The organism is Tenacibaculum sp. 1B UA, from assembly GCF_033978845.1.
Taxonomy (GTDB): domain Bacteria; phylum Bacteroidota; class Bacteroidia; order Flavobacteriales; family Flavobacteriaceae; genus Polaribacter.
The window spans coordinates 96002-116200 of sequence record NZ_JAKVUA010000008.1 but is presented as its reverse complement, the minus strand read 5'-3'; the positions used below and the strand labels follow the sequence as shown (position 1 = coordinate 116200).

General features: G+C 29.5%; 17 protein-coding genes. All 17 read left to right on the top strand.

Annotated features, from left to right (window positions below; translation table 11 throughout):
• The first annotated feature begins 97 nt into the window (after window positions 1-97).
• The 17 genes from MK851_RS08445 to rfbB all read left to right on the top strand — a co-directional run bounded on the left by MK851_RS08445 (window position 98) and on the right by rfbB (window position 20174).
• Entirely contained in the window at window positions 98-2533 is a 2436-nt protein-coding gene (locus tag MK851_RS08445; protein WP_320243121.1) for an SLBB domain-containing protein, read from the top strand.
• 12 nt (window positions 2534-2545) lie between these two features.
• Window positions 2546-3643, top strand: coding sequence for a Wzz/FepE/Etk N-terminal domain-containing protein (locus tag MK851_RS08440; RefSeq protein ID WP_320243119.1), 1098 nt, complete (start codon window positions 2546-2548; stop codon window positions 3641-3643).
• A gap of 42 nt (window positions 3644-3685) precedes the next feature.
• Complete coding sequence (locus MK851_RS08435; protein ID WP_320243117.1) at window positions 3686-4957, top strand: nucleotide sugar dehydrogenase; 1272 nt, start codon at window positions 3686-3688, stop codon at window positions 4955-4957.
• The gene (locus MK851_RS08430; RefSeq protein ID WP_303509011.1) at window positions 4958-5923 is read left to right on the top strand and encodes a Gfo/Idh/MocA family protein; all 966 of its coding nucleotides are present in this window, start codon (window positions 4958-4960) and stop codon (window positions 5921-5923) included.
• Entirely contained in the window at window positions 5916-6494 is a 579-nt protein-coding gene (locus MK851_RS08425) for an acyltransferase (protein WP_320243113.1), read from the top strand. Before MK851_RS08430 ends, MK851_RS08425 begins: the two co-directional genes overlap by 8 nt.
• 1 nt (window position 6495) lies before the next feature.
• Complete coding sequence (locus tag MK851_RS08420; RefSeq protein ID WP_320243111.1) at window positions 6496-7581, top strand: DegT/DnrJ/EryC1/StrS family aminotransferase; 1086 nt, start codon at window positions 6496-6498, stop codon at window positions 7579-7581.
• Window positions 7571-8827, top strand: a complete 1257-nt coding sequence (locus MK851_RS08415) for a lipopolysaccharide biosynthesis protein (RefSeq protein ID WP_320243109.1) — start codon at window positions 7571-7573, stop codon at window positions 8825-8827. The genes MK851_RS08420 and MK851_RS08415 overlap by 11 nt, the downstream gene beginning before the upstream one ends.
• Window positions 8820-10061, top strand: coding sequence for a glycosyltransferase (locus MK851_RS08410; RefSeq protein WP_320243107.1), 1242 nt, complete (start codon window positions 8820-8822; stop codon window positions 10059-10061). Before MK851_RS08415 ends, MK851_RS08410 begins: the two co-directional genes overlap by 8 nt.
• On the top strand, window positions 10045-11388 hold the full coding sequence (locus tag MK851_RS08405; protein ID WP_320243104.1) for a hypothetical protein: 1344 nt from the start codon (window positions 10045-10047) through the stop codon (window positions 11386-11388). The genes MK851_RS08410 and MK851_RS08405 overlap by 17 nt, the downstream gene beginning before the upstream one ends.
• A gap of 83 nt (window positions 11389-11471) precedes the next feature.
• The gene (locus MK851_RS08400; protein ID WP_320243102.1) at window positions 11472-12575 is read left to right on the top strand and encodes a glycosyltransferase family 4 protein; all 1104 of its coding nucleotides are present in this window, start codon (window positions 11472-11474) and stop codon (window positions 12573-12575) included.
• Window positions 12572-13636 (top strand): non-hydrolyzing UDP-N-acetylglucosamine 2-epimerase, encoded by a 1065-nt coding sequence (wecB, locus tag MK851_RS08395; protein ID WP_320243100.1) that lies wholly within the window; start codon window positions 12572-12574, stop codon window positions 13634-13636. The genes MK851_RS08400 and wecB overlap by 4 nt, the downstream gene beginning before the upstream one ends.
• Before the next feature lie 158 nt (window positions 13637-13794).
• Entirely contained in the window at window positions 13795-15015 is a 1221-nt protein-coding gene (locus MK851_RS08390; RefSeq protein ID WP_320243098.1) for a glycosyltransferase family 4 protein, read from the top strand.
• A gap of 94 nt (window positions 15016-15109) precedes the next feature.
• A complete protein-coding gene (locus tag MK851_RS08385; RefSeq protein ID WP_320243096.1) occupies window positions 15110-16192 on the top strand; it encodes an MraY family glycosyltransferase in 1083 nt (360 codons plus the stop codon).
• 138 nt (window positions 16193-16330) lie between these two features.
• Window positions 16331-17341 (top strand): UDP-glucose 4-epimerase GalE, encoded by a 1011-nt coding sequence (gene galE / locus MK851_RS08380; RefSeq protein WP_320243094.1) that lies wholly within the window; start codon window positions 16331-16333, stop codon window positions 17339-17341.
• Window positions 17342-17663: 322 nt separating this feature from the next.
• Window positions 17664-18542 carry a glucose-1-phosphate thymidylyltransferase RfbA gene (rfbA, locus tag MK851_RS08375; RefSeq protein WP_303509028.1) on the top strand — a complete coding sequence of 293 codons (879 nt, stop codon included), beginning with the start codon at window positions 17664-17666 and terminating at the stop codon, window positions 18540-18542.
• On the top strand, window positions 18542-19096 hold the full coding sequence (rfbC, locus tag MK851_RS08370; protein WP_320243092.1) for a dTDP-4-dehydrorhamnose 3,5-epimerase: 555 nt from the start codon (window positions 18542-18544) through the stop codon (window positions 19094-19096). The genes rfbA and rfbC overlap by 1 nt, the downstream gene beginning before the upstream one ends.
• Before the next feature lie 31 nt (window positions 19097-19127).
• Window positions 19128-20174, top strand: coding sequence for a dTDP-glucose 4,6-dehydratase (gene rfbB, locus MK851_RS08365; RefSeq protein WP_320243090.1), 1047 nt, complete (start codon window positions 19128-19130; stop codon window positions 20172-20174).
• Window positions 20175-20199 lie beyond the last annotated feature (25 nt).

Here is a 20199-nt window from a genome sequence, read left to right as displayed (position 1 = left end):
ACGTGTAGATAACAGGAAGTTGAGAGGTGAATGTAAAGGATAGGAGGTTAACTAGAAGTTAGAAACCAAAAAATATTAATTGTAAAAAAAAAGAACATTGAAAATTAAGGTTTTATTACAGGTGGTTTTTGTTGCTTTTTTGGTGTTAGCTAATACTGAAATGAGAGCTCAAGACGTTCAAAGTCAAATACAAATTGATGATTTATCTGATGAACAAGTAGCAAAATACTGGGAAAAAATAAAAGAGGAAGGGTATACTCTAGATCAGGCCTTAGCAATAGCAAAAACTAGAGGAATGTCCGAATTACAAGCTCAAAAGCTTAGAGGAAGAATAGAAAAACTCAAAAATAAACCACAAAATAAAGAAGAGGAAAGAGAAGAAGAAAGTCAAGAGGAAGAAGTAGATAGTACTCAGCTTCTTTTCGGTTTGACGGGAGAAGAAAAAAAGGAAGAAAAAAAAGAAGAACTCTTTGGGTATAGTTTTTTTAATAACCCAAATATTTCGTTTACACCAAATTTAAATATAGCTACACCAGAAAACTATATTATAGGAGCGGGAGATGTTATTTCAATTGACCTTTGGGGAGCAGCAGAGGTCAATTATGAGAAAAAAGTAAACAAACAAGGGGCTATAAATGTTGAAGGAGTAGGGTATATTCAATTAATAGGATTACCAGTCAGTGCTGCAAAATCTAAAATAAAAAATTATTTAAAAAGAATCTATGCAGGAATAGGAGCTTCTTCTAGTAGTTATAATAAAGTAAATGTAGCTGTTTCTATAAAAGAAGTAAGAAATGTTCAAGTAAATATAGTAGGAGAAGTAAAGGTCCCAGGATCATATTCAGTTAGTGCTTTATCTACGGTATTAAATGCCTTGTATGCAGCAGGTGGTCCAACAAAGAATGGTACTTTTAGAAGAATTCAGCTTTTTAGGAGAGGAATGAAGGAAGCTGATTTTGATTTTTATCAGTTTTTAGTAAATGGTTCAGAAGAAGGAAATATAACGGTTCAAGATCAGGATGTAATAATAGTAAGACCTTATGAAAGTAAAATTACTATTGAAGGTGCTATTAAAAGACCAGGTGTTTTTGAGATGAAATCCGAAGAAAGTGTAAAAGACTTATTAAATTATTGTAGTGGTTTCACCTCAAATGCGTATAGACAAAAAATTGTTATAGAGAGAATTAAAGGGGTTCAAAAAGAGATTGTGGAGGTTTCACAAGATAATTTTGATTCTGTGAAAATAAAAGATGGAGATTATATCAAAGTAAACGAAATAGTAGATGAGTTCTTGAATAGAGTAAGTGTTGGAGGAGCTGTTTTTCAGCCTGGTAACTACGAATATAAAGAAGGAATGACGGCTTCTAACTTGTTGCTAAAAGCTGAAGGGGTAACTAAAGAAGCCTTTTTAGATAGAGGGATCATTGTAAGAACATATGATAAGAGCGATAAAGAAACATTATCTTTTTCTCCGAGAAAGGCAATGGAAAATAAAGAGCATATACTTTTAAAGGAAAGCGATAGTATTTACATTTTCACGAAAGAAGAGTTAAAAGAAAAAGAGTTTATTACCATTAATGGAGCGGTGAATAAAGAAGGAGAGTTTGATTTTATGAAAGGAATGCGTGTTGAGGACTTAATAGTATTAGCAGGAGGGTTAAAAGATGGAGCAGACGCAAGTATGATTGATGTATCTAGAAGGTTGAAAGATGGAAGTTTTGAAACTGTTAGTGAAAACTTTGATTTAAGTGCAAGTAAAAATCTAGGTACTGATCACTTAGATAACTTTGTGTTAAAACCGTTTGATATTGTTTCTGTAAGGTATTTAAAAGGGTATACAGAACAAAAAAGAGTAACTATTACAGGAGAAGTTAATTTTGAAGGAGAGTACTCAATTGGTCAAAAAAACCAAAGAATTTCTGATTTAATAGAGCAAGCAGGAGGTTTAACAAAATATGCTTATGAAGAAGGTGCTTTTTTAACCAGGAAGAACAACGAAGAGGAAGATGAAAAGCAATCAGACTTTATAGCTGACTTTGCTCAAAGAGATTCATTATCTGGCAATGTTGAACAGCGTATGAAGAAGAAAAAAGACTTTAAAATAGGAATAGAGTTACAGAAGATATTAGCTTCAGGAGGGAAAAAATCAAAGTATGATATAATTTTAGAAGAAGGAGACGAGTTATTTATCCCTTCTGAAAGACAAACCGTAAAGGTTGAAGGAGAGGTGTTGTCACCATCATTAGTGAGATATGAAAAAGGTAAATCATTCAAACATTATATTGAAAACTCTGGAGGCTTTTCTGAAAACGCAAAAAAAAGTAGAGCGTATATAGTGTATGCAAATGGAGATATTAGAACAACAAAAAAGTTTTTGTTCTTTAAATCATATCCAGATGTTAAACCTGGTGCAGTTATTTTAGTCCCAAAAAAACCAGAGGTAACAAATAAAGTTACAACGCAACAAGTGATAGCTATAACTACAGGTTTAGCTACTTTAGGTGTGTTGGTGAAAACGTTAACTGAGAAATAACTTTAAGAAATTATGGAAAGTAAAACTAAATATACTTCTAATGATGAAATAGATTTATTAGAGATATTTAAAACTATCTGGGAGGGACGAAAAACAGTTGTCAAATTTCTTATAGTTTTTGTGGTAATAGGTTTGTTTATAGCCGTTTTTTCAGCTAAGGAATATACGGCGACAACAATTGTGTTACCACAGAGTTCGAATAATAAAGTAGGAGGTAATTTAGGAGGGTTGGCAGCAATGGCAGGGATTAATATAGGAGGTGGTAATTCGGAAGGTATTCCACCTAGCTTGTATCCTAAAGTGGTTCAAAGCATTCCCTTTCAGAAAGCACTTTTAGAAGTGCCATTGAAGTTTTCTAATTTAGAAAAAGAAGTAACTTATAAAGAGTACTACACAAATTATCAAAAATTCAATTTATTATCTGCTATTAAGGAATATACTGTTGGGTTACCAGGAAAGATAGTAGGTCTATTTAAAAAGAAGAAAAGTACATTGTTACATGAGAACGAGGTACAAGACTCTATATATGTAATGTCAATAGAAGATAAAAAGCTATTTGATTTATTACAAAGTCAATTTGTGTTAGACGTTAATGATAAAGAAGGGTTTGTTAAAATATCATTTTCAATGCCAGAAGCATTACCAGCTGCACAAATGACAAAAAAAACTCAAGAACTTTTACAAAAGACTATAACAGAATTCAAAATACAAAAAGCTAAAGAGCAATATAAGTTTATAGAAGAACGCCATAAGGAAGTTAGGAAAGACTTTGTGGAAAAACAATCTATATTGGCTAATTTTAGAGATAAAAACCAAGGTTTGATACTGTCTCGTTCTCAATCACGTTTAGAACGATTACAGTCAGACTATAACTTAGCCTACGAAGTATATTCTGAATTAGCAAAACAATTAGAAACTCAAAAAATTAAGTTGAAAGAAGACACTCCTGTTTTCACAGTAATAGAGCCAGTGAGTGTGCCCGTAATAAAATCAAAACCAAAAAGGCTTTTCATAATAGTTATATGGACTTTTATAGGTTTCATTATGGGGGTATTGAGTCTTTTTATGAAAGTTTTTTTTAATTCCATTAAAGATAAAATAAAAGTGTAAGTTTTGAAAAAAGTTAGTGTAGAACTTATAAAATAATTAAAAATGAGTAAAAAAATATGTGTAGTTGGGCTTGGTTATGTAGGATTACCTTTAGCGCATGCATTTGCAGCAAAAAAATATAATGTTGTTGGTTTTGATATTAATGATAGAAGGATAGAAGAATTAAATACAGGTTATGACAGAACCCAAGAAATAGAAAAAAATCAGCTAGATGATGTTAAAAGTTATATAAAATATACCGCAAATATAAAGGAAGCTGAAGACTGTACAATTTTTATAGTAACGGTTCCTACTCCAATAGATGCTAACAATCGTCCTAATTTAACACCTTTAATAGATTCCTCTGGGTTAGTTGCTGATGTTTTGAAAAAAGGAGATATTGTTATTTATGAATCCACAGTTTATCCTGGGGTGACAGAAGAGGTATGTGTTCCTGAGCTAGAAAAGAACTCAAAATTAAAATTTAATAAAGATTTTTTCTGCGGTTATAGCCCAGAGAGGATTAATCCAGGAGATAAAGAACATACAGTAACAAAAATTCTTAAAGTAACTTCTGGCTCAACGCCTGAGATAGCAAATGAAGTTGATGAATTGTATAAATCAATAATTGTTGCAGGTACTCATAAAGCATCAAGTATTAAAGTAGCTGAAGCAAGTAAAGTTATTGAGAATACACAAAGAGATGTCAATATAGCTTTAATTAACGAGCTTGCGTTGATTTTTGATGCAATGAAGATTGATACAAATGAAGTTTTAGCAGCAGCAGCAACAAAATGGAATTTTATAAAATTATCACCAGGTCTTGTTGGTGGTCATTGTATAGGTGTAGACCCTTATTATTTAACCTTTAAAGCAGAAGAGTTAGGGTACAAACCTAATCTTATATTAGGTGCTCGGCAGATTAATAATGGAATGGGGAAATATATTGCCGAGAATACGGTAAAAGTAATGATAGCTAATGACAAAAAAATTAATAAATCAAACGTATTAATTCTAGGTGTAACTTTTAAAGAAGATTGTCCAGATATGAGAAATACAAAAGTTGTGGATATTATCGAAGAATTAAAGGTTTATGGGTGTAATGTCGACGTATATGATCCATGGGTAGATCCAAATGGAGATTATAGTAGTTACAAGCATGGAGTAATTGAAAATCCTTTTGAATCAACAAAAAAGTATGATTCTATTATTGTTGCAGTTGCTCACAAACAGTTTAAGGAGTTAACAGGTAAAGATTATGAAAAGATATCAAAAGATATACCCGTTATTATGGATATAAAAGGAATAGTAAAAAATCCAAATTGGAGATTATAAATGAAAAATTTTGCACTAATAGGGGCTTCAGGATATATTGCCCCAAGACACATGAAAGCGATTAAAGAAACTGGAAATAATTTGATAGCGGCGCTAGATCCTTACGATGGTATAGGGGTTATGGATAGTAATTTCCCTGAAGCAAACTTTTTTACAGAGTTTGAAAGGTTTGATAGGTTTGTTGATAAATGGCATAGAGATAATACAGGAAAAAGAATAGATTATATTTCAATTTGTTCTCCAAATTATTTGCACGATTCTCATATCAGGTTTGCTTTAAAAAATGGAGCAGATGCTATTTCTGAAAAACCTCTTGTGTTAAACCCTTGGAATATAGACCAATTAAAGATTATAGAAAAAGAATCGGGTAAAAAAGTTTATAATATACTTCAATTAAGGCTACACCCTTCAATAATAGCTTTAAAAGAAAAAGTAACAAAGGAGTTGGAATTAAATCCAAACAAGGTATATGATATAGATTTAACATATTTAACTTCTAGAGGAAAATGGTATTTTGTTTCATGGAAAGGAGACGAATCTAAATCTGGAGGTATTGCTTCTAATATCGGAGTACATTTTTATGATATGTTATGTTGGATTTTTGGTGAAGTACAAGAAAATACGGTTCACTTAAAAGAGGCAGATGCAAATGCAGGAAGTTTTAGACTTAAAAATGCAAATGTAAGATGGTTTTTATCTGTAAACTACGATTATATTCCAGAAGAGGTTAAAATGAAAGGTTTACGTACTTATCGATCAATAACTGTTGACGGTGAAGAGATTGAATTCAGTGGTGGATTTACAGATTTACATACTCGTAGTTATGAGGAGATCTTAAAAGGAAACGGTTTTGGTTTAGATGAAGCTTATGGGTCTATTAGCACAGTGTCTACAATTAGAAACTTAGATCCAATAGGATTAAAAGGAGAATATCATCCATTTTGTAAAAAAGTTATAAATGGCTAAATATTTTGTACATGAGTCTTCTTTTATAGATGAAGATGTTAGTATAGGAGACAATACTAAGATATGGCATTTTAGTCATATATTATCTAAAAGCAAAATAGGAGAGAATTGTTCTTTCGGACAAAATTGCGTGATTGGTCCTAATGTTAAGGTAGGTAATGGCGTAAAAGTACAAAACAATATCTCTATTTATGAAGGAGTTGAGGTAGAAGATGACGTTTTTCTTGGGCCATCAATGGTATTTACCAATGTAGTTAATCCAAGAAGCTTTATTGTCAGAAGAGAAGAGTTTAAAAAAACATTATTAAAGAAAGGTTGTTCGATAGGCGCAAATGCAACAATTATTTGTGGTGTTACAATCGGTGAGTATGCTTTAGTGGGGTCTGGAGCTGTTGTTAATAAAGATGTAAAGCCTTACGCATTAATTGTAGGTGTACCAGGCAAACAAATAGGCTGGGTAAGTAAAGCAGGAAATACGTTAAAATTTGATAAAAATAACAGAGCTGTAGATACTTTCGATAATAGTACATATAGAATTATAGATAACCAATTAATCGAGGAAAAGGAATAGAATGAAAATAGATTTTGCAAAACTTCAATATCAGTATCAATTATATAAAAAAGAAATAGACACTTCAATACAAGCCGTATTGAATAAATCTAATTATATAATGGGTGAAGAGGTTTCTGAGTTAGAAAAATCTTTAGAGGAGTTTACTGGGGTTAAACATGCGATATCGTGTTCTTCTGGAACAGATGCTTTATTGTTAGCAATGATGAGCTTAAATATTAAACCAGGAGAAGAAATCATAACAACACCTTTTACTTTTGTAGCTACTGCTGAAACAATTGCTTTTTTAGGTATCAAACCAGTGTTTGTTGATATTGATGAGACAACATATAATATTGATTCTTTAAAGATAGAAGAAGCAATTACCACAAAAACAAAGGCTATTATGCCTGTTTCTTTGTATGGACAACCAGCAGATATGGACGTTATTCAAAAAATAGCGGATAAACATGGTTTAAAAGTAATAATAGATGGTGCGCAATCATTTGGTTCAACATATAATGGTCAAACAGATAGTAATTTAGGAGATATTTCAACAACTTCTTTTTTTCCCGCAAAACCTTTAGGGTGTTTTGGAGATGGAGGGGCTGTATTTACTAATGATAGTAAGTTGGCAGAAAGAATGAAGTCATTACGACTACATGGTCAGTCTAAAAGGTATCATCATAAACACATTGGAATAGGAGGTAGGTTGGACACTCTTCAAGCAGCTGTTTTAAATGTAAAGTTGAAGCATTATACAAAAGATTTAAAGTTAAGGCAAGAAGTAGCAAATAACTATACTAAAACAATTGATAACTTAGATGTTGTAAAACCTTTTGTTGAAGAGAATTGTACTTCAGCATGGGCGCAATATTCAATTAGAGTTAAAAACAGAGAAGAGTTACAAGTAAAGTTAAAAGAAAATGGAATTCCTACAGCTGTTCATTACCCAATGCCATTGCATTTACAGGAATGTTTTGAATATTTAGGATATAATGAAGGTGACTTTCCTATTTCTGAACTTGTTTCAAAAGAAATTTTAAGCTTGCCAATGAATCCTTATTTAACAGAAGAAGAAATAAAGTATATTTCTAATGAACTTTAAGAAATTTTTTCTAAAGTCCGATTTTTCAAAAAATGTACTTACGTTAATGACGGGCACGGCTTTGGCTCAAGCTTTGCCTATATTAATAAGCCCTATATTAACACGTTTATATTCAGATAAAGACTTTGGATTATTTTCCTTATATTCTTCAATAGTTATGGGGATATTAACCATAGGCTCTTTAAGATATAATATGGCTATTGTATTGCCCAAAAAAGATGAAGAAGCTAAACAATTAGTGAAGTTAAGTAGGAAGATAATATCGATAGTTTCAATTATAGCCACATTTTTCTTAGTTTATTTTAGTAAGACTATTGTAGAGCAAATTAATGGTAGTGGAATTGAGAAATATTTTTTTATAGCGGGTGTAAGTATCTTTGTTCTAGCTCAAATAGAAGTGATTCGTTACTATTTAAATAGAAAAAAAAAATATAAATTAATAAGTAAAGCAAAAGTATACCAAAGTGGCGGAAGTAGTTTTTTTCAAGTTCTTTTTGGAGTTTTTCCTATGTCGGGAGGAGTAACAGGAATGATTTTTGGAGTTTTAGTGGGGCAGATAATGGGACTTTACTACCTTTTTAAAAGAACAAAAAATGAATTTAATGATGTTGCTAATAATGATAAATTCTTGTTAAAGAAGTACCAAAAAATGCCATTATTGAATGGTCCTAATGCAGTGGTAGACGCGATAAGAGTAAATGGAATAAATATAATGATAGCTAGGTTGTTTTCAAGCATGTTTTTAGGTCAGTTTGCTCTTGCATGGCGAGTCCTACAATCTCCTCTAGGGTTAATTAATGGAGCTTTGTCACAGGTGTGTTTTCAGCGATTATCAGTATTGGAAAAGTATGAGCATTATTCTTTTCTTAAAAAAAGTGTTGTTAGATCCTTTTTATTAGGAATTATTCCCTTTACAGTTCTTTACTTTTTTGCACCAATCATTTTTTCATTTATTTTTGGTGAAAGTTGGGGAATTGCTGGTAAAGTAGCTAGTTATTTAAGCCCTTGGCTCTTTTTAAACTTAATTACTTCTCCAATTTCTACTTTTTTTATTGTAGTTGAAAAACAAGGCCTTTTATTATTGTATGCTGTTTTTTATATGTTGGTGCCTTTTATTGTTATATGGGGGTTCAGAACTGATTTTTTACTAGCAATTCAAGGATTATCAATTTCAATGAGCATAATGCTTTTAATTTTTATCGCTATGGTATTAACTATTAGTAAAAACAATCAAAAAAATGGATAACCTTTTTTTATTTACAAGTCAATATCCAGAGAAAAGAGGAGATGGTTCTTTCGTTAAAAATGAAATTGAAGATTTGGCTAAAAATTTCAAAAAAATTTATATAGCAAAACTACATTGGAATAAGGATATTGAAAGATATAAACTTCCTGATAATGTAGAGGTTGTTTTTGAAGGGTTTGCCTCTAGAAAAGAGATTGTAACAAAAGGATTTTTTAACTTTAGCTCAATTGTACCTTTCTTCTTATTGTTAAAAAATGATTTTTTTAGGATAAAAAAAATCAAGCATATAAAAATATTTTTTATTGCTTTTTTAATAGGAAGAGGTCTTGCTAGTTCTAGTAAAATTAAAAATATTTTAAAAAGTAATTCTTCAAAAGATATGGTATTGTATTTCTTTTGGGGAACAGGGATGTCATATATATTACCATGGATTAAAACACACAAACACAAAGTGGTTACAAAACTACATGGAGGAGATTTGTATGTTGAAGTTTTAGGTTATATACCATTTAGAAAATTTATATTAAATAGAGTAAATACAATTATAACAATCTCTGATTCAGGAAAGAATTATTTATACAATTATTTAAAAAAGTTACAAATTAAAAACAAAAAAATTGCTACTATTAAGTTAGGAACGTTTGATAGAGGTGTTTTTACAAATAAAAGTGAAAATGCAGAACAAAAAATTATTGTAAGTTGTTCTTCAATTATAAAGGTAAAACGTATTCCTTTTTTATTTGATATATTAAATGAATTAGCCAATTCAAAAAAAATAAAATGGATTCACTTTGGGGATGGAGTAGGTATGCGAGATTTAATAAAAAGTATAAGAAAATTTAAAAACAATAATTTAGAAATAGAATTAAAAGGTTATGTAGATAATAATGATGTAATTAATTTCTATAAAAATAATCATGTTGATTTGTTTATAAATGTTAGTACTTCTGAAGGTATTCCTGTTAGTATAATGGAAGCCACTTCGTTTAATATACCTGTTTTAGCTACCGATGCAGGGGGTACTGGCGAACTAGTTGGTGATAGTTTGAAAACAGGTAAATTAGTTCCTGTTAATTCAAGTATTGAAAAAATAGTTAAAGATATTAATACAATGTTATTTCTTGAATATGATAATTATACACCAAGAGAGTTTTGGATGCAAAATCATGATGCAAGGTTAAATAATATAAAGCTAATACAAACTTTAAAAAATAATAGTGAAAAAATCATATAGTTTACAAGGGATTGGACTTCTGTACTTTTTATTAATTTTTATAGAAGCTCTTTTTGTATCAGGTTTTTTAAATCAGGTTACTATTATTTTTTTTAGTGTTATATGGATAGCTACTTTATGCTTAAATATAAAGTTAGGGAATAAAAATCCATTAGCTTCAATTTATTCAGTAGGTGTTTTTCTATATTTTTACCAAGTTCCACTTATTAATTTTGTAGCTGAAAAGAAGTCACCTGTATACAATATAGTAATTGATAAAAACATTTTACCAGAGTACTTTTTCACTTACATATTAGTTTTAGGTTTTCAAGTTATTATAACTTATTTCTTAAGTATAAATACTGAATGGGTAAATAAAGTATTGAAACCTATAAAATTAAAAAAAAGCACATACCATAAGCTATTTATGGTATCTATATTGATTACAATATTACTTCTACTTTATGCTTTTAAAAATGCTGGTGGTGTTAAAGAATATTTTCTTTTAAATAAATTTGAATCAATAGAATACGGTAAGTTATTTTTTTTTACATGGAAAGATTTTGCAGTTATTAGCTTTGTAGTTTATTTTATTTCAGAAAAAAAAAACACACTCTTTTTGATAACTTTATTGATCTTAATTTTTATAGAGTTATTAACAGCAAAAAGATTTTTAATATTATTTTTCGTTGTATTTATGTATGTTACAAGAATAAAAAAAGTAACTTTAAAAATAGCTGTTCTTATACTCATAGGACTTGTTTTTGCTAACTTCACAAAATATACATATTATAACTTAAAAAATGTTGTAGTATCAGGAGCTTCTATTGAAACGATGTTTTGGTTCGAATGGAGTGATTTTTTTAGAAGTCTTTTGTTTTTAGAAGAGTTTTTAGGTCATATAAGATTAACTTACTTATTTCTTTATAATAAAATAAATATAGATTCCTTTCTTATTTTTGATCAACTATTAGTTTCTTTGCCTTTTGGTAATAAATTGATTACAGATTATAGTACTGCTGGTGAAATTCTTAAAAATTATTTAAGAGAACCATGGGCAGGTTTGGCATCATCAATGTACATAATACCTTATTTAAGTTTATCCTTTTTTGGACTACTACTTATTTATAGTGTATACATGGGTATTATTTTAATAATTAAGTTTTTAACTAAAAAAAGTGTGTTTTTTAAGGTGCTTTTTTTTATGAATATTCCTATTATTTTTTTCTATTGCCAAAGAGAAGAGATAATTGTAGTAACAAAAAATCTTTTTATTACTAGTGTAATATTATTAATAATGTTAATACTGTTTAAAGTTATAACATTTTTTAAAATAAAAATCACGTAGAATAGTAAAAAAGGAATAACAAACTATATTAAAGACGTTTTTGATTATCAGAGCTAAATATGATAATGTTATAAATAAAAATAATGAAAAAAAAAGTAGTTCATTTAACTTCAGTACATGCTAGAAATGATGTTAGAATATTTGTAAAGCAATGTAAAAGTCTTCAGCAAGCGGGTTATGATGTTTCAATTGTCGTTGCTGATGGTTTAGGAGATGAAATTAAAGAAGGAATTAAATTTTATGATGTAGGTAAATTACAAGGCAGGTTTAAACGCTTTACTAAAACGACTAATAATGTTTTTAATAAGGCCAAAGAACTAAATGCAGATGTGTATCATTTGCATGACCCTGAATTAATGCCTATTGGAATAAAATTAAAAAAGTTACATAAAAAGGTTATTTTTGATGCCCATGAAGATTTACCAAAGCAGTTACTATCAAAACCCTACTTAAATAAGTTTTTATTAAAAATAATTTCAAAGTTGGTGGCAAAATATGAAAAGTATGCGACAAAAAAAATTGATTATATTATTGCAGCTAGCCCTTTTATTAGAGACAAGTTTTTAAAAATTAATAAAAATACAATAGATGTAAATAACTTTCCAATTATTCAAGAGTTGAATACTACTACCCTTTGGAAAGATAAAAAGGATGAAGTTTGCTATATAGGGGGGATTTCAACAATTCGAGGGATAAAGGAAGCTGTAGAGGCTTTTAATGATAAAAGTATTGTAAGGCTTAATCTAGCTGGTAATTATGTTGAAGATAATCTTAAAGAGTGTTTAGAACAAAAAAAAGGATGGAGTTCAGTAAATGAGTATGGCTTTGTAAATAGAAATGAAGTTCAAAATATTTTATCAAGATCTAAAGCTGGTTTAGTAACACTATACCCAACCATAAACTATCAAGACGCATTACCCGTAAAAATGTTTGAGTATATGCTAGCAGGTATCCCCGTAATTTCTTCCAACATTCCTTTGTGGAAAAAGATTGTAGAAAACCATAATTGCGGTATATTGGTAAATCCGTTAAAACCAAAAGAAATTAGAGAAGCTATTATGTATATAATTGAGAACCCTGAAGAAGCGGAAAAAATGGGTAAAAATGGAAAGCAAGCAGTTTTAGAAAAATATAATTGGAACATAGAAAGAGAAAAATTAATATCAGTTTATAAAGAAATACTATGAAAATAGTAACTATTTTAGGTGCTAGACCTCAGTTTATAAAAGCAGGGAGTGTAAGTCGTGAAATTTCAAAACACGATACAATTCAAGAAATGATAATACACACTGGTCAGCATTACGACACAAATATGAGTAATATTTTCTTTGACGAAATGAAAATACCAAAACCAGATTACTTTTTAGGTATTGGGGGTAAAACTCATGGAGCCATGACCGGACAAATGATTGAAAAAATAGAAGAAATAGTTGTAAAAGAACAACCAGATTGGGTTTTAGTTTATGGAGACACTAATTCGACACTTGCAGGAGCTATTGTTACGAGTAAACTACATATAAAATTAGCACATATAGAAGCAGGTTTACGAAGTTTTAATATGAAAATGCCTGAAGAAGTAAATAGAATTCTTACAGATAGAATTAGTAATCTACTACTTTGCCCTACTAACACTGCAGTAAATAATTTAAAAAAAGAAGGATACGATAATATTAATTGTAAGGTTGTAAATTCTGGAGATGTAATGCAAGACGGAGCTTTATTTTATAAAGAGTTAGCTATTAAGCCTAAAATAGAAGTTAAAGAAAGTTTTATTTTATCCACTATTCATAGAGCTGAAAATACAAATGATATATATAGGTTAAGAAGCATATTTGAAGCTCTTGAAATAATAGCGAAAAAAAGCCAAGTAATATTACCTCTACACCCTAGAACAAAGAAAGTATTAAAAGAAAATAATATTAATTTATCCACTAATATTACAGTTATAGATCCAATAGGTTATTTGGAAATGGTATGGTTAATTAATAATTGTAAGTTAATAATGACTGATAGTGGTGGTTTACAAAAAGAGGCTTTCTTTTTTAAGAAACCATGCGTAACACTGAGAGATGAGACAGAGTGGGCTGAATTAGTAGAAAATAATGCGAATATTTTAGTAGGAGCAAATAAAGAAGCAATTTTAAATGGATACCAAGTAATGAAAAAGGCAAATATCGATTTTTCTTTAAATTTATTTGGAGGAGGTAAAGCAAGTGAGAATATTATAGGTGAATTATTAAAGTTTTAAGAGTTTTCTAAAAAGCAGAGTAAAATATTTTCAGCAAAATACTAATTTATAAGCATGAGTGATGAGAAACAATTCAATAGAAGAATTAGAACTAGATTTTGATTGTTTAATCATTTTTTATGTAATTAGGATAATGTTTTGAAAAATAAAAAAAGTTTATGGAAAAACATATTTGGATAATAAATGAGTATGCAGGAAGCATAGAAAATGGGATGACGTACAGGCATTACTATTTAGCAAAAGAATTAATAAATAAAGGGTATAATACAACTATTATAACGGGATCATATTCACATTTTTTAAAAAAATACCCCAAGCTAGATAAAAGGGAAAAATATAAAGAAGAAAGAATTAATGGTGTCAATTATCTTTGGGTAAAGGTGATGAAGTACAATGAATCTTTTGATAAAAAAAGAATTTTAAAGTGGTTTCAATTTGTTTATAAACTTTTTTTTGTGTCAAAATATATCTCAAATAAGCCAAGCTACATTATTTGTTCGCCAACTGCCCCGTTTTCAATACTTTCAAGTTTGTTCTTAGCAAGAAAGCACAAAGCTAAACTTATTTTTGAAGTTAGAGATATTTGGCCTCTGACGCTAATTGAACTAGGAGGGTATAAAAAACAACATCCTTTTATAGTTTTTATGAGCTATTTTGAAAAGTTAGCTCTAAAAAAAGCAGATATCTTGGTTTCAAATTTACAAAATTATTCCAGTCATATTAAAAATTTAGGATTAAACCGAAAGGTACATTGGGTGTCTAATGGAGTTGATTTAACGGAAATGGATAAACATAAGCCATTGAGTAACGAATTGCTAAATAAAATACCTAAAAACAAGTTTATTGTGGGCTATACAGGAAAACTTGGTGTTTCAAATGCTTTAGATGATTTTATAGAGGCAGCAAGATTATTAAAAAATAATGAAAATATTATTTTTGTTTTGGTAGGAAAAGGTCAAGAAAAAGAAAAGTTACAAGAAGCTAATTTAAGAAATGTATTATTTATTGATTTTATTAAAAAAAATCAAATTCAATCTATGTTATCTTTATTTGATATTTGTTATATAGGGTATAGAAAAGAAAAATTGTATGAATATGGTGTTTCACCAAATAAAATTTTTGATTACATGTTAAGTGGCAAACCTATTATATTTGGGGTTGAATCAGGTGGATTAAATATTATTGAAAAAGCAAACTGTGGTAAAGTAATATTACCAGAAAATGCTAAAGCAATAGTTAAAGCTATACTTAGTCTATATAACATGGGGGAGAATGAAAGAAATGAATTAGGAAATAATGGTAAAAACTATGTTGTTAATAACTTTACTTATGGTAAACTAGCCGACAAGTATATAAATATAATAAATGAAAAAGAATAATAAAAGTACTAATCTCAATTAGAAAATAAAAAAGAGGAATAAATTTTTTAATGCCAGTAACTTTCTTAATTTTGCGTTAAAATTCCATGCTATTATGTTGTTAGGCTTATTGGGTGTATTTTTGTTAGGGTCTTTTTTAGTAACCTATTGTATTATACCTAAAATAATTAAAGTAGTATTTCACAAAAAACTACTAGATGAACCTAATATAAGGAGTTCTCATAAAAAAGTAACACCAACATTGGGTGGGGTCGCTTTTTTTATAACTATAATATTATCTTTTTTCTTTTTGAAAAAATGGGATGAAGATATAATAAGTTTAAATTTAATGGTGAGCTTGACTGTTTTGTTTATAATTGGTTTGAAAGACGACCTAGTAGCATTGTCAGCTACTACAAAATCGATTGCCCAAATATTAGCGATAACTTTTTTAGTATATGATAATAATTTGTTGATAGAATCTCTGGGAGGTTTTTTGGGGGTAACTCAATTAAATTATTGGGTTTATTTATTCTTTGTTTATTTTTCAGTTTTCTTTATAATAAATTCATTTAACCTAATTGACGGTATTGATGGTTTAGCTTCTTCGGTTGGAATAACAATATTTACACTTTTTGCTGTTATTTTTTATTTTTTAGAACAAAACTATTACTTCTTTCTATGTATAGTTATTGTTGGTACATTATTAGCTTTTTTGACTTATAACTTATCTGAAAAGAAAAAGATATTTATGGGGGATACCGGTTCTATGATTATAGGGTTTCTAATAGCCGTATTGGCATTTAAAATACTAGCATATCAAAAAGAAATCGGGTCTATAGGAGTTTTACCTGAAAATTTACCTATAATAATAACTTCAATAATATCAATTCCTATTCTTGATACTGTAAGAGTTTTTATTATTAGAACTGTAAATAAAAAAAGCTTTTTCATAGCAGATAGAAATCATGTGCACCATATTTTTATAGATAGAGGTTTTACTCATAAAAAAACAACACTTTTTATAGTTATAATAAACATGGTTATTACATTGATAATGTATTTGTTGTCAATGAAATTTAATAGTTTTATTTTATTATTATTTTTTATTTCATTATCTATAGTTTTTTATTTAGCAATTTTTTTTTTGTTAAAAAAAAATGAGTCTAACGATTTAAAAAAAAATCTAATTTTCTAAATAGAGTAGCAGACTCCATTTTAAGTGTGTTTTTATAGAAAAATAAGCTTTTTACAGTAATAGAGATATTTTTTACACTAAACTTAATTAATCTTCACATATTGTATTTTAACAGACACATTATAAAATTCTTATAAAATGAAAAAAATACTAGTAACAGGTGGTTTAGGATTTATAGGATCTCATGTAGTAGTGGAGTTACAAAACTCAGGTTTTGAGGTAGTGATTATCGATGATTTATCAAATTCTAGAATAGAAGTATTAGAGCAAATTACTGAGGTTACTGAAATTAAACCTGAATTCCATCAAATTGATCTACGAGATAAAAAAGCAGTGTATAACTTTTTTAATGAGAATAAAATAGAAGGAGTTATACATTTTGCTGCTTTTAAGGCTGTAGGAGAAAGTGTTCAAAAGCCATTGGATTATTACGAGAATAATATCAATGCTTTAGTTTATCTGTTACAAGAAATGAAAGGTCGGAATGTTGATCATTTTATTTTTAGTTCGTCATGTACAGTATATGGACAAGCAGATAAGTTACCAATTACAGAAAAAGCACCTATTAAACTAGCGAAATCTCCCTATGGTAATACCAAGCAAATAGGAGAAGAAATAATTAAAGATAGTTGTAAGGCTTATAATATGAATGCCATAGCTTTGCGATATTTTAATCCTATAGGAGCTCATGAGTCTATAAAGATAGGAGAGTTACCATTAGGTGTTCCACAAAACTTAATTCCATTTATTACACAAACAGCTGCTGGTATTAGAGAAGAATTAGCTGTTTTTGGAGATGATTACCCAACATCAGATGGTACTGCTATTCGTGATTATATTCATGTTGTAGATTTAGCAAAAGCGCATGTAAAAGCATTACAACGTTTGTTAAACAAGCAAAATAAAGAGAATTTTGAATTTTTCAATGTGGGAACAGGTAAAGGAAGTTCTGTAATGGAGGTTATAAAAGCTTTTGAAAAGGTGACCCAACAACCGTTAAATTACAGAATAGCAGCACGAAGAGAAGGAGATATTACATCTGCCTACGCTGATACAACTAAAGCTAATGAAGTTTTAGAATGGAAGCCTCAAGAAACATTAGAAGAAGCATTACTATCCGCCTGGAAATGGCAGCAAAAACAGTCATAATTTAAACCGTAGGGTGAAACCTTAAGGTTGTGAGGAGTTATCCTTTTTAATAAGGTTTTCCACATTTGTTATCACCCAGTTCGAAATGACGTTTTGTTTATCATTTCTGTAAAGAGAAATCTTTTGACTCAACGTAGTTAAACTGAAAGGATGAATAATGTATAATTAATAATTAAGAACTCCAAATTCCTCACTAAAAACTAAAAATTGAGAACCTCATTCCCTAATAGTTTATTTTTTCTATACATTAGCAGTATCATAGATGGGGTGAACAGATTACAAAAATGATAAAATCATAATTCATAAATCAAAATTGTACTAAATGAAGGGCATCATATTAGCAGGAGGTTCAGGAACACGATTATATCCAATAACGAAAGGAGTATCAAAGCAGTTACTTCCGGTATATGATAAACCGATGATTTATTACCCGTTATCAGTATTAATGCTGGCTGGCATTCGAGAGATTTTGATTATTTCTACTCCTGATGATGTACCAAGTTTTCAAAAATTATTAGGTGACGGTAATGATTTAGGAGTACACTTAAGTTATGCAGAACAACCTTCACCTGATGGATTAGCACAAGCTTTTATAATAGGAGAAGAATTTATAGCGAATGATGATGTTTGCTTGATTTTAGGAGATAATATTTTTTATGGTCATGGATTGCCAGAAATGCTTCAAGCTGCCATTCAAAATATAAAAAAAGAGAATAAAGCTACTGTTTTTGGATATAATGTAAAAGATCCTCAACGTTACGGAGTAGTAGATTTTGATGAGAGTGGAAATGCAATTTCTATTATTGAAAAACCAGAAAATCCAAAATCAAATTATGCAGTGGTTGGTTTGTATTTTTATCCGAATGATGTAATTCAAATAGCTAAAAATGTAAAGCCATCACAAAGAGGAGAGTTGGAAATTACTTCTGTAAATCAGCATTATTTAGAATACGAACAGTTAAAGGTTGAGTTAATGGGGCGTGGTTTTGCTTGGTTAGATACAGGAACACACGATTCTTTATTAGAAGCTAGTCAGTTTATAGAAACGATTGAAAAGCGTCAAGGTTTAAAAGTAGCCTGTATAGAAGAAATAGCGCTCTATATGGGATATATCAATAAAGAGCAAGTAAAAAAGTTAGCTGAATCTTTGAAAAAAAATAGCTACGGACAATATCTATTAAACTTAGCAAAAGAAAAATAATGATTTTTACAAAAACGGATATCCTTGAAGTTGTAGTTATAGAGCCTAAAGTTTTTGAAGATCAAAGAGGATATTTCTTTGAATCTTTCAATCAAAAGGAATTTGAAGAACATATCGGACAAATAAGTTTTGTTCAGGATAACGAATCGAAATCGATCTATGGGACTTTACGTGGCTTACACTTTCAAAAGCCACCTTTCGCACAAGCTAAGTTAGTACGTTGTATTCAAGGGAATGTGCTAGATGTTGTGGTTGATGTTAGAAAGAATTCACCTACTTATGGTAAATATATAGCTGTAGAGCTATCCGAAGAAAATAAAAAACAATTATTCATTCCAAGAGGTTTTGCACATGGATTTGTAACCTTATCTAAAGAAGCTGTTTTTGCATATAAGGTGGATAACTGGTATGCTCCAGAATACGACTCAGGAATTATATGGAATGATGCTACTTTGAATATTGATTGGAAAATTAATTCAGAAGAGGCAATACTTTCTCCAAAAGACCAAAAACTTTCAACTCTTAAAGAGCTAGAAACTCCATTTATTTATTAGTAAATTTGAAAAGTTTATATAGTAAACTTTTATGAGGAACATATTAATTACTGGAGGAGCGGGGTTTATTGGCTCGCATGTGGTACGTTTGTTTATACACAACTATCCTGATTATAAAATCATCAATTTAGACCTTCTAACATATGCTGGAAATTTAGAAAACCTAAAAGATATTGAAGGGAAGTCTAATTATACTTTTGTCAAGGCTGATATTTGTGATTATGATGTTGTAGCTGATGTTTTTTCAAAATATAAGATAGATGGAGTAATTCATTTAGCAGCAGAGTCGCATGTCGATCGTTCTATAAAAGACCCTTTTTCATTTGCCAAAACGAACGTAATGGGAACCTTAAGCTTATTACAAGCCGCTCAGAACTATTGGGAAGGTGATTTTAACAAGAAGTTGTTTTATCATATATCTACAGATGAGGTATATGGTTCTTTAAACGAAAAAGGTTTTTTTACAGAAACAACGGCTTATGATCCTCATTCACCGTATTCAGCATCTAAAGCATCTTCAGATCATTTTGTAAGAGCATTTCATGATACTTATAACTTACCCGTTGTAATTTCTAACTGTTCAAATAATTATGGATCACATCAGTTTCCTGAGAAGTTAATTCCGCTTTTTATCAATAATATCAAAAATAATAAGCCTTTACCAATCTATGGAAAAGGAGATAATGTAAGAGATTGGCTGTTTGTAAATGATCATGCAAAGGCAATCGATGTTATTTTTCATAAAGGAAAATTAGGAGAAACTTATAATATAGGAGGTTTTAATGAATGGAAAAATATCGATTTGATAAAAGTTTTGATAAGTACTGTAGATAAGTTGTTAGGAAGAAAAGAAGGAGCATCTGAAAAACTAATTACTTTCATAAAAGATAGGGCAGGTCATGATTTTCGTTATGCAATAGACGCATCAAAGCTTAAAAATGAGTTAGGGTGGGAACCTTCTTTACAATTTGAAGAAGGAATAAAGAAAACAGTTCAATGGTATTTAAAAAATGAAGAATGGGTAAAAAATGTAACTAGTGGAGAGTATCAAAAATATTATGATGAAATGTATGAATAAAAAAAATCCAAAACTTAAGTTTTGG

Excerpts from the sequence above, each read along its gene's own strand:
- MK851_RS08440 (WP_320243119.1), top strand. The coding sequence starts at position 2,546 with ATGGAAAGTAAAACTAAATATACTTCTAATGATGAAATAGATTTATTA.
- MK851_RS08435 (WP_320243117.1), top strand. The coding sequence starts at position 3,686 with ATGAGTAAAAAAATATGTGTAGTTGGGCTTGGTTATGTAGGATTACCT.
- MK851_RS08430 (WP_303509011.1), top strand. The coding sequence starts at position 4,958 with ATGAAAAATTTTGCACTAATAGGGGCTTCAGGATATATTGCCCCAAGA.
- MK851_RS08425 (WP_320243113.1), top strand. The coding sequence starts at position 5,916 with ATGGCTAAATATTTTGTACATGAGTCTTCTTTTATAGATGAAGATGTT.
- MK851_RS08420 (WP_320243111.1), top strand. The coding sequence starts at position 6,496 with ATGAAAATAGATTTTGCAAAACTTCAATATCAGTATCAATTATATAAA.
- MK851_RS08415 (WP_320243109.1), top strand. The coding sequence starts at position 7,571 with ATGAACTTTAAGAAATTTTTTCTAAAGTCCGATTTTTCAAAAAATGTA.
- MK851_RS08410 (WP_320243107.1), top strand. The coding sequence starts at position 8,820 with ATGGATAACCTTTTTTTATTTACAAGTCAATATCCAGAGAAAAGAGGA.
- MK851_RS08400 (WP_320243102.1), top strand. The coding sequence starts at position 11,472 with ATGAAAAAAAAAGTAGTTCATTTAACTTCAGTACATGCTAGAAATGAT.
- wecB (WP_320243100.1), top strand. The coding sequence starts at position 12,572 with ATGAAAATAGTAACTATTTTAGGTGCTAGACCTCAGTTTATAAAAGCA.
- MK851_RS08390 (WP_320243098.1), top strand. The coding sequence starts at position 13,795 with ATGGAAAAACATATTTGGATAATAAATGAGTATGCAGGAAGCATAGAA.
- MK851_RS08385 (WP_320243096.1), top strand. The coding sequence starts at position 15,110 with ATGTTGTTAGGCTTATTGGGTGTATTTTTGTTAGGGTCTTTTTTAGTA.
- galE (WP_320243094.1), top strand. The coding sequence starts at position 16,331 with ATGAAAAAAATACTAGTAACAGGTGGTTTAGGATTTATAGGATCTCAT.
- rfbA (WP_303509028.1), top strand. The coding sequence starts at position 17,664 with ATGAAGGGCATCATATTAGCAGGAGGTTCAGGAACACGATTATATCCA.
- rfbC (WP_320243092.1), top strand. The coding sequence starts at position 18,542 with ATGATTTTTACAAAAACGGATATCCTTGAAGTTGTAGTTATAGAGCCT.
- rfbB (WP_320243090.1), top strand. The coding sequence starts at position 19,128 with ATGAGGAACATATTAATTACTGGAGGAGCGGGGTTTATTGGCTCGCAT.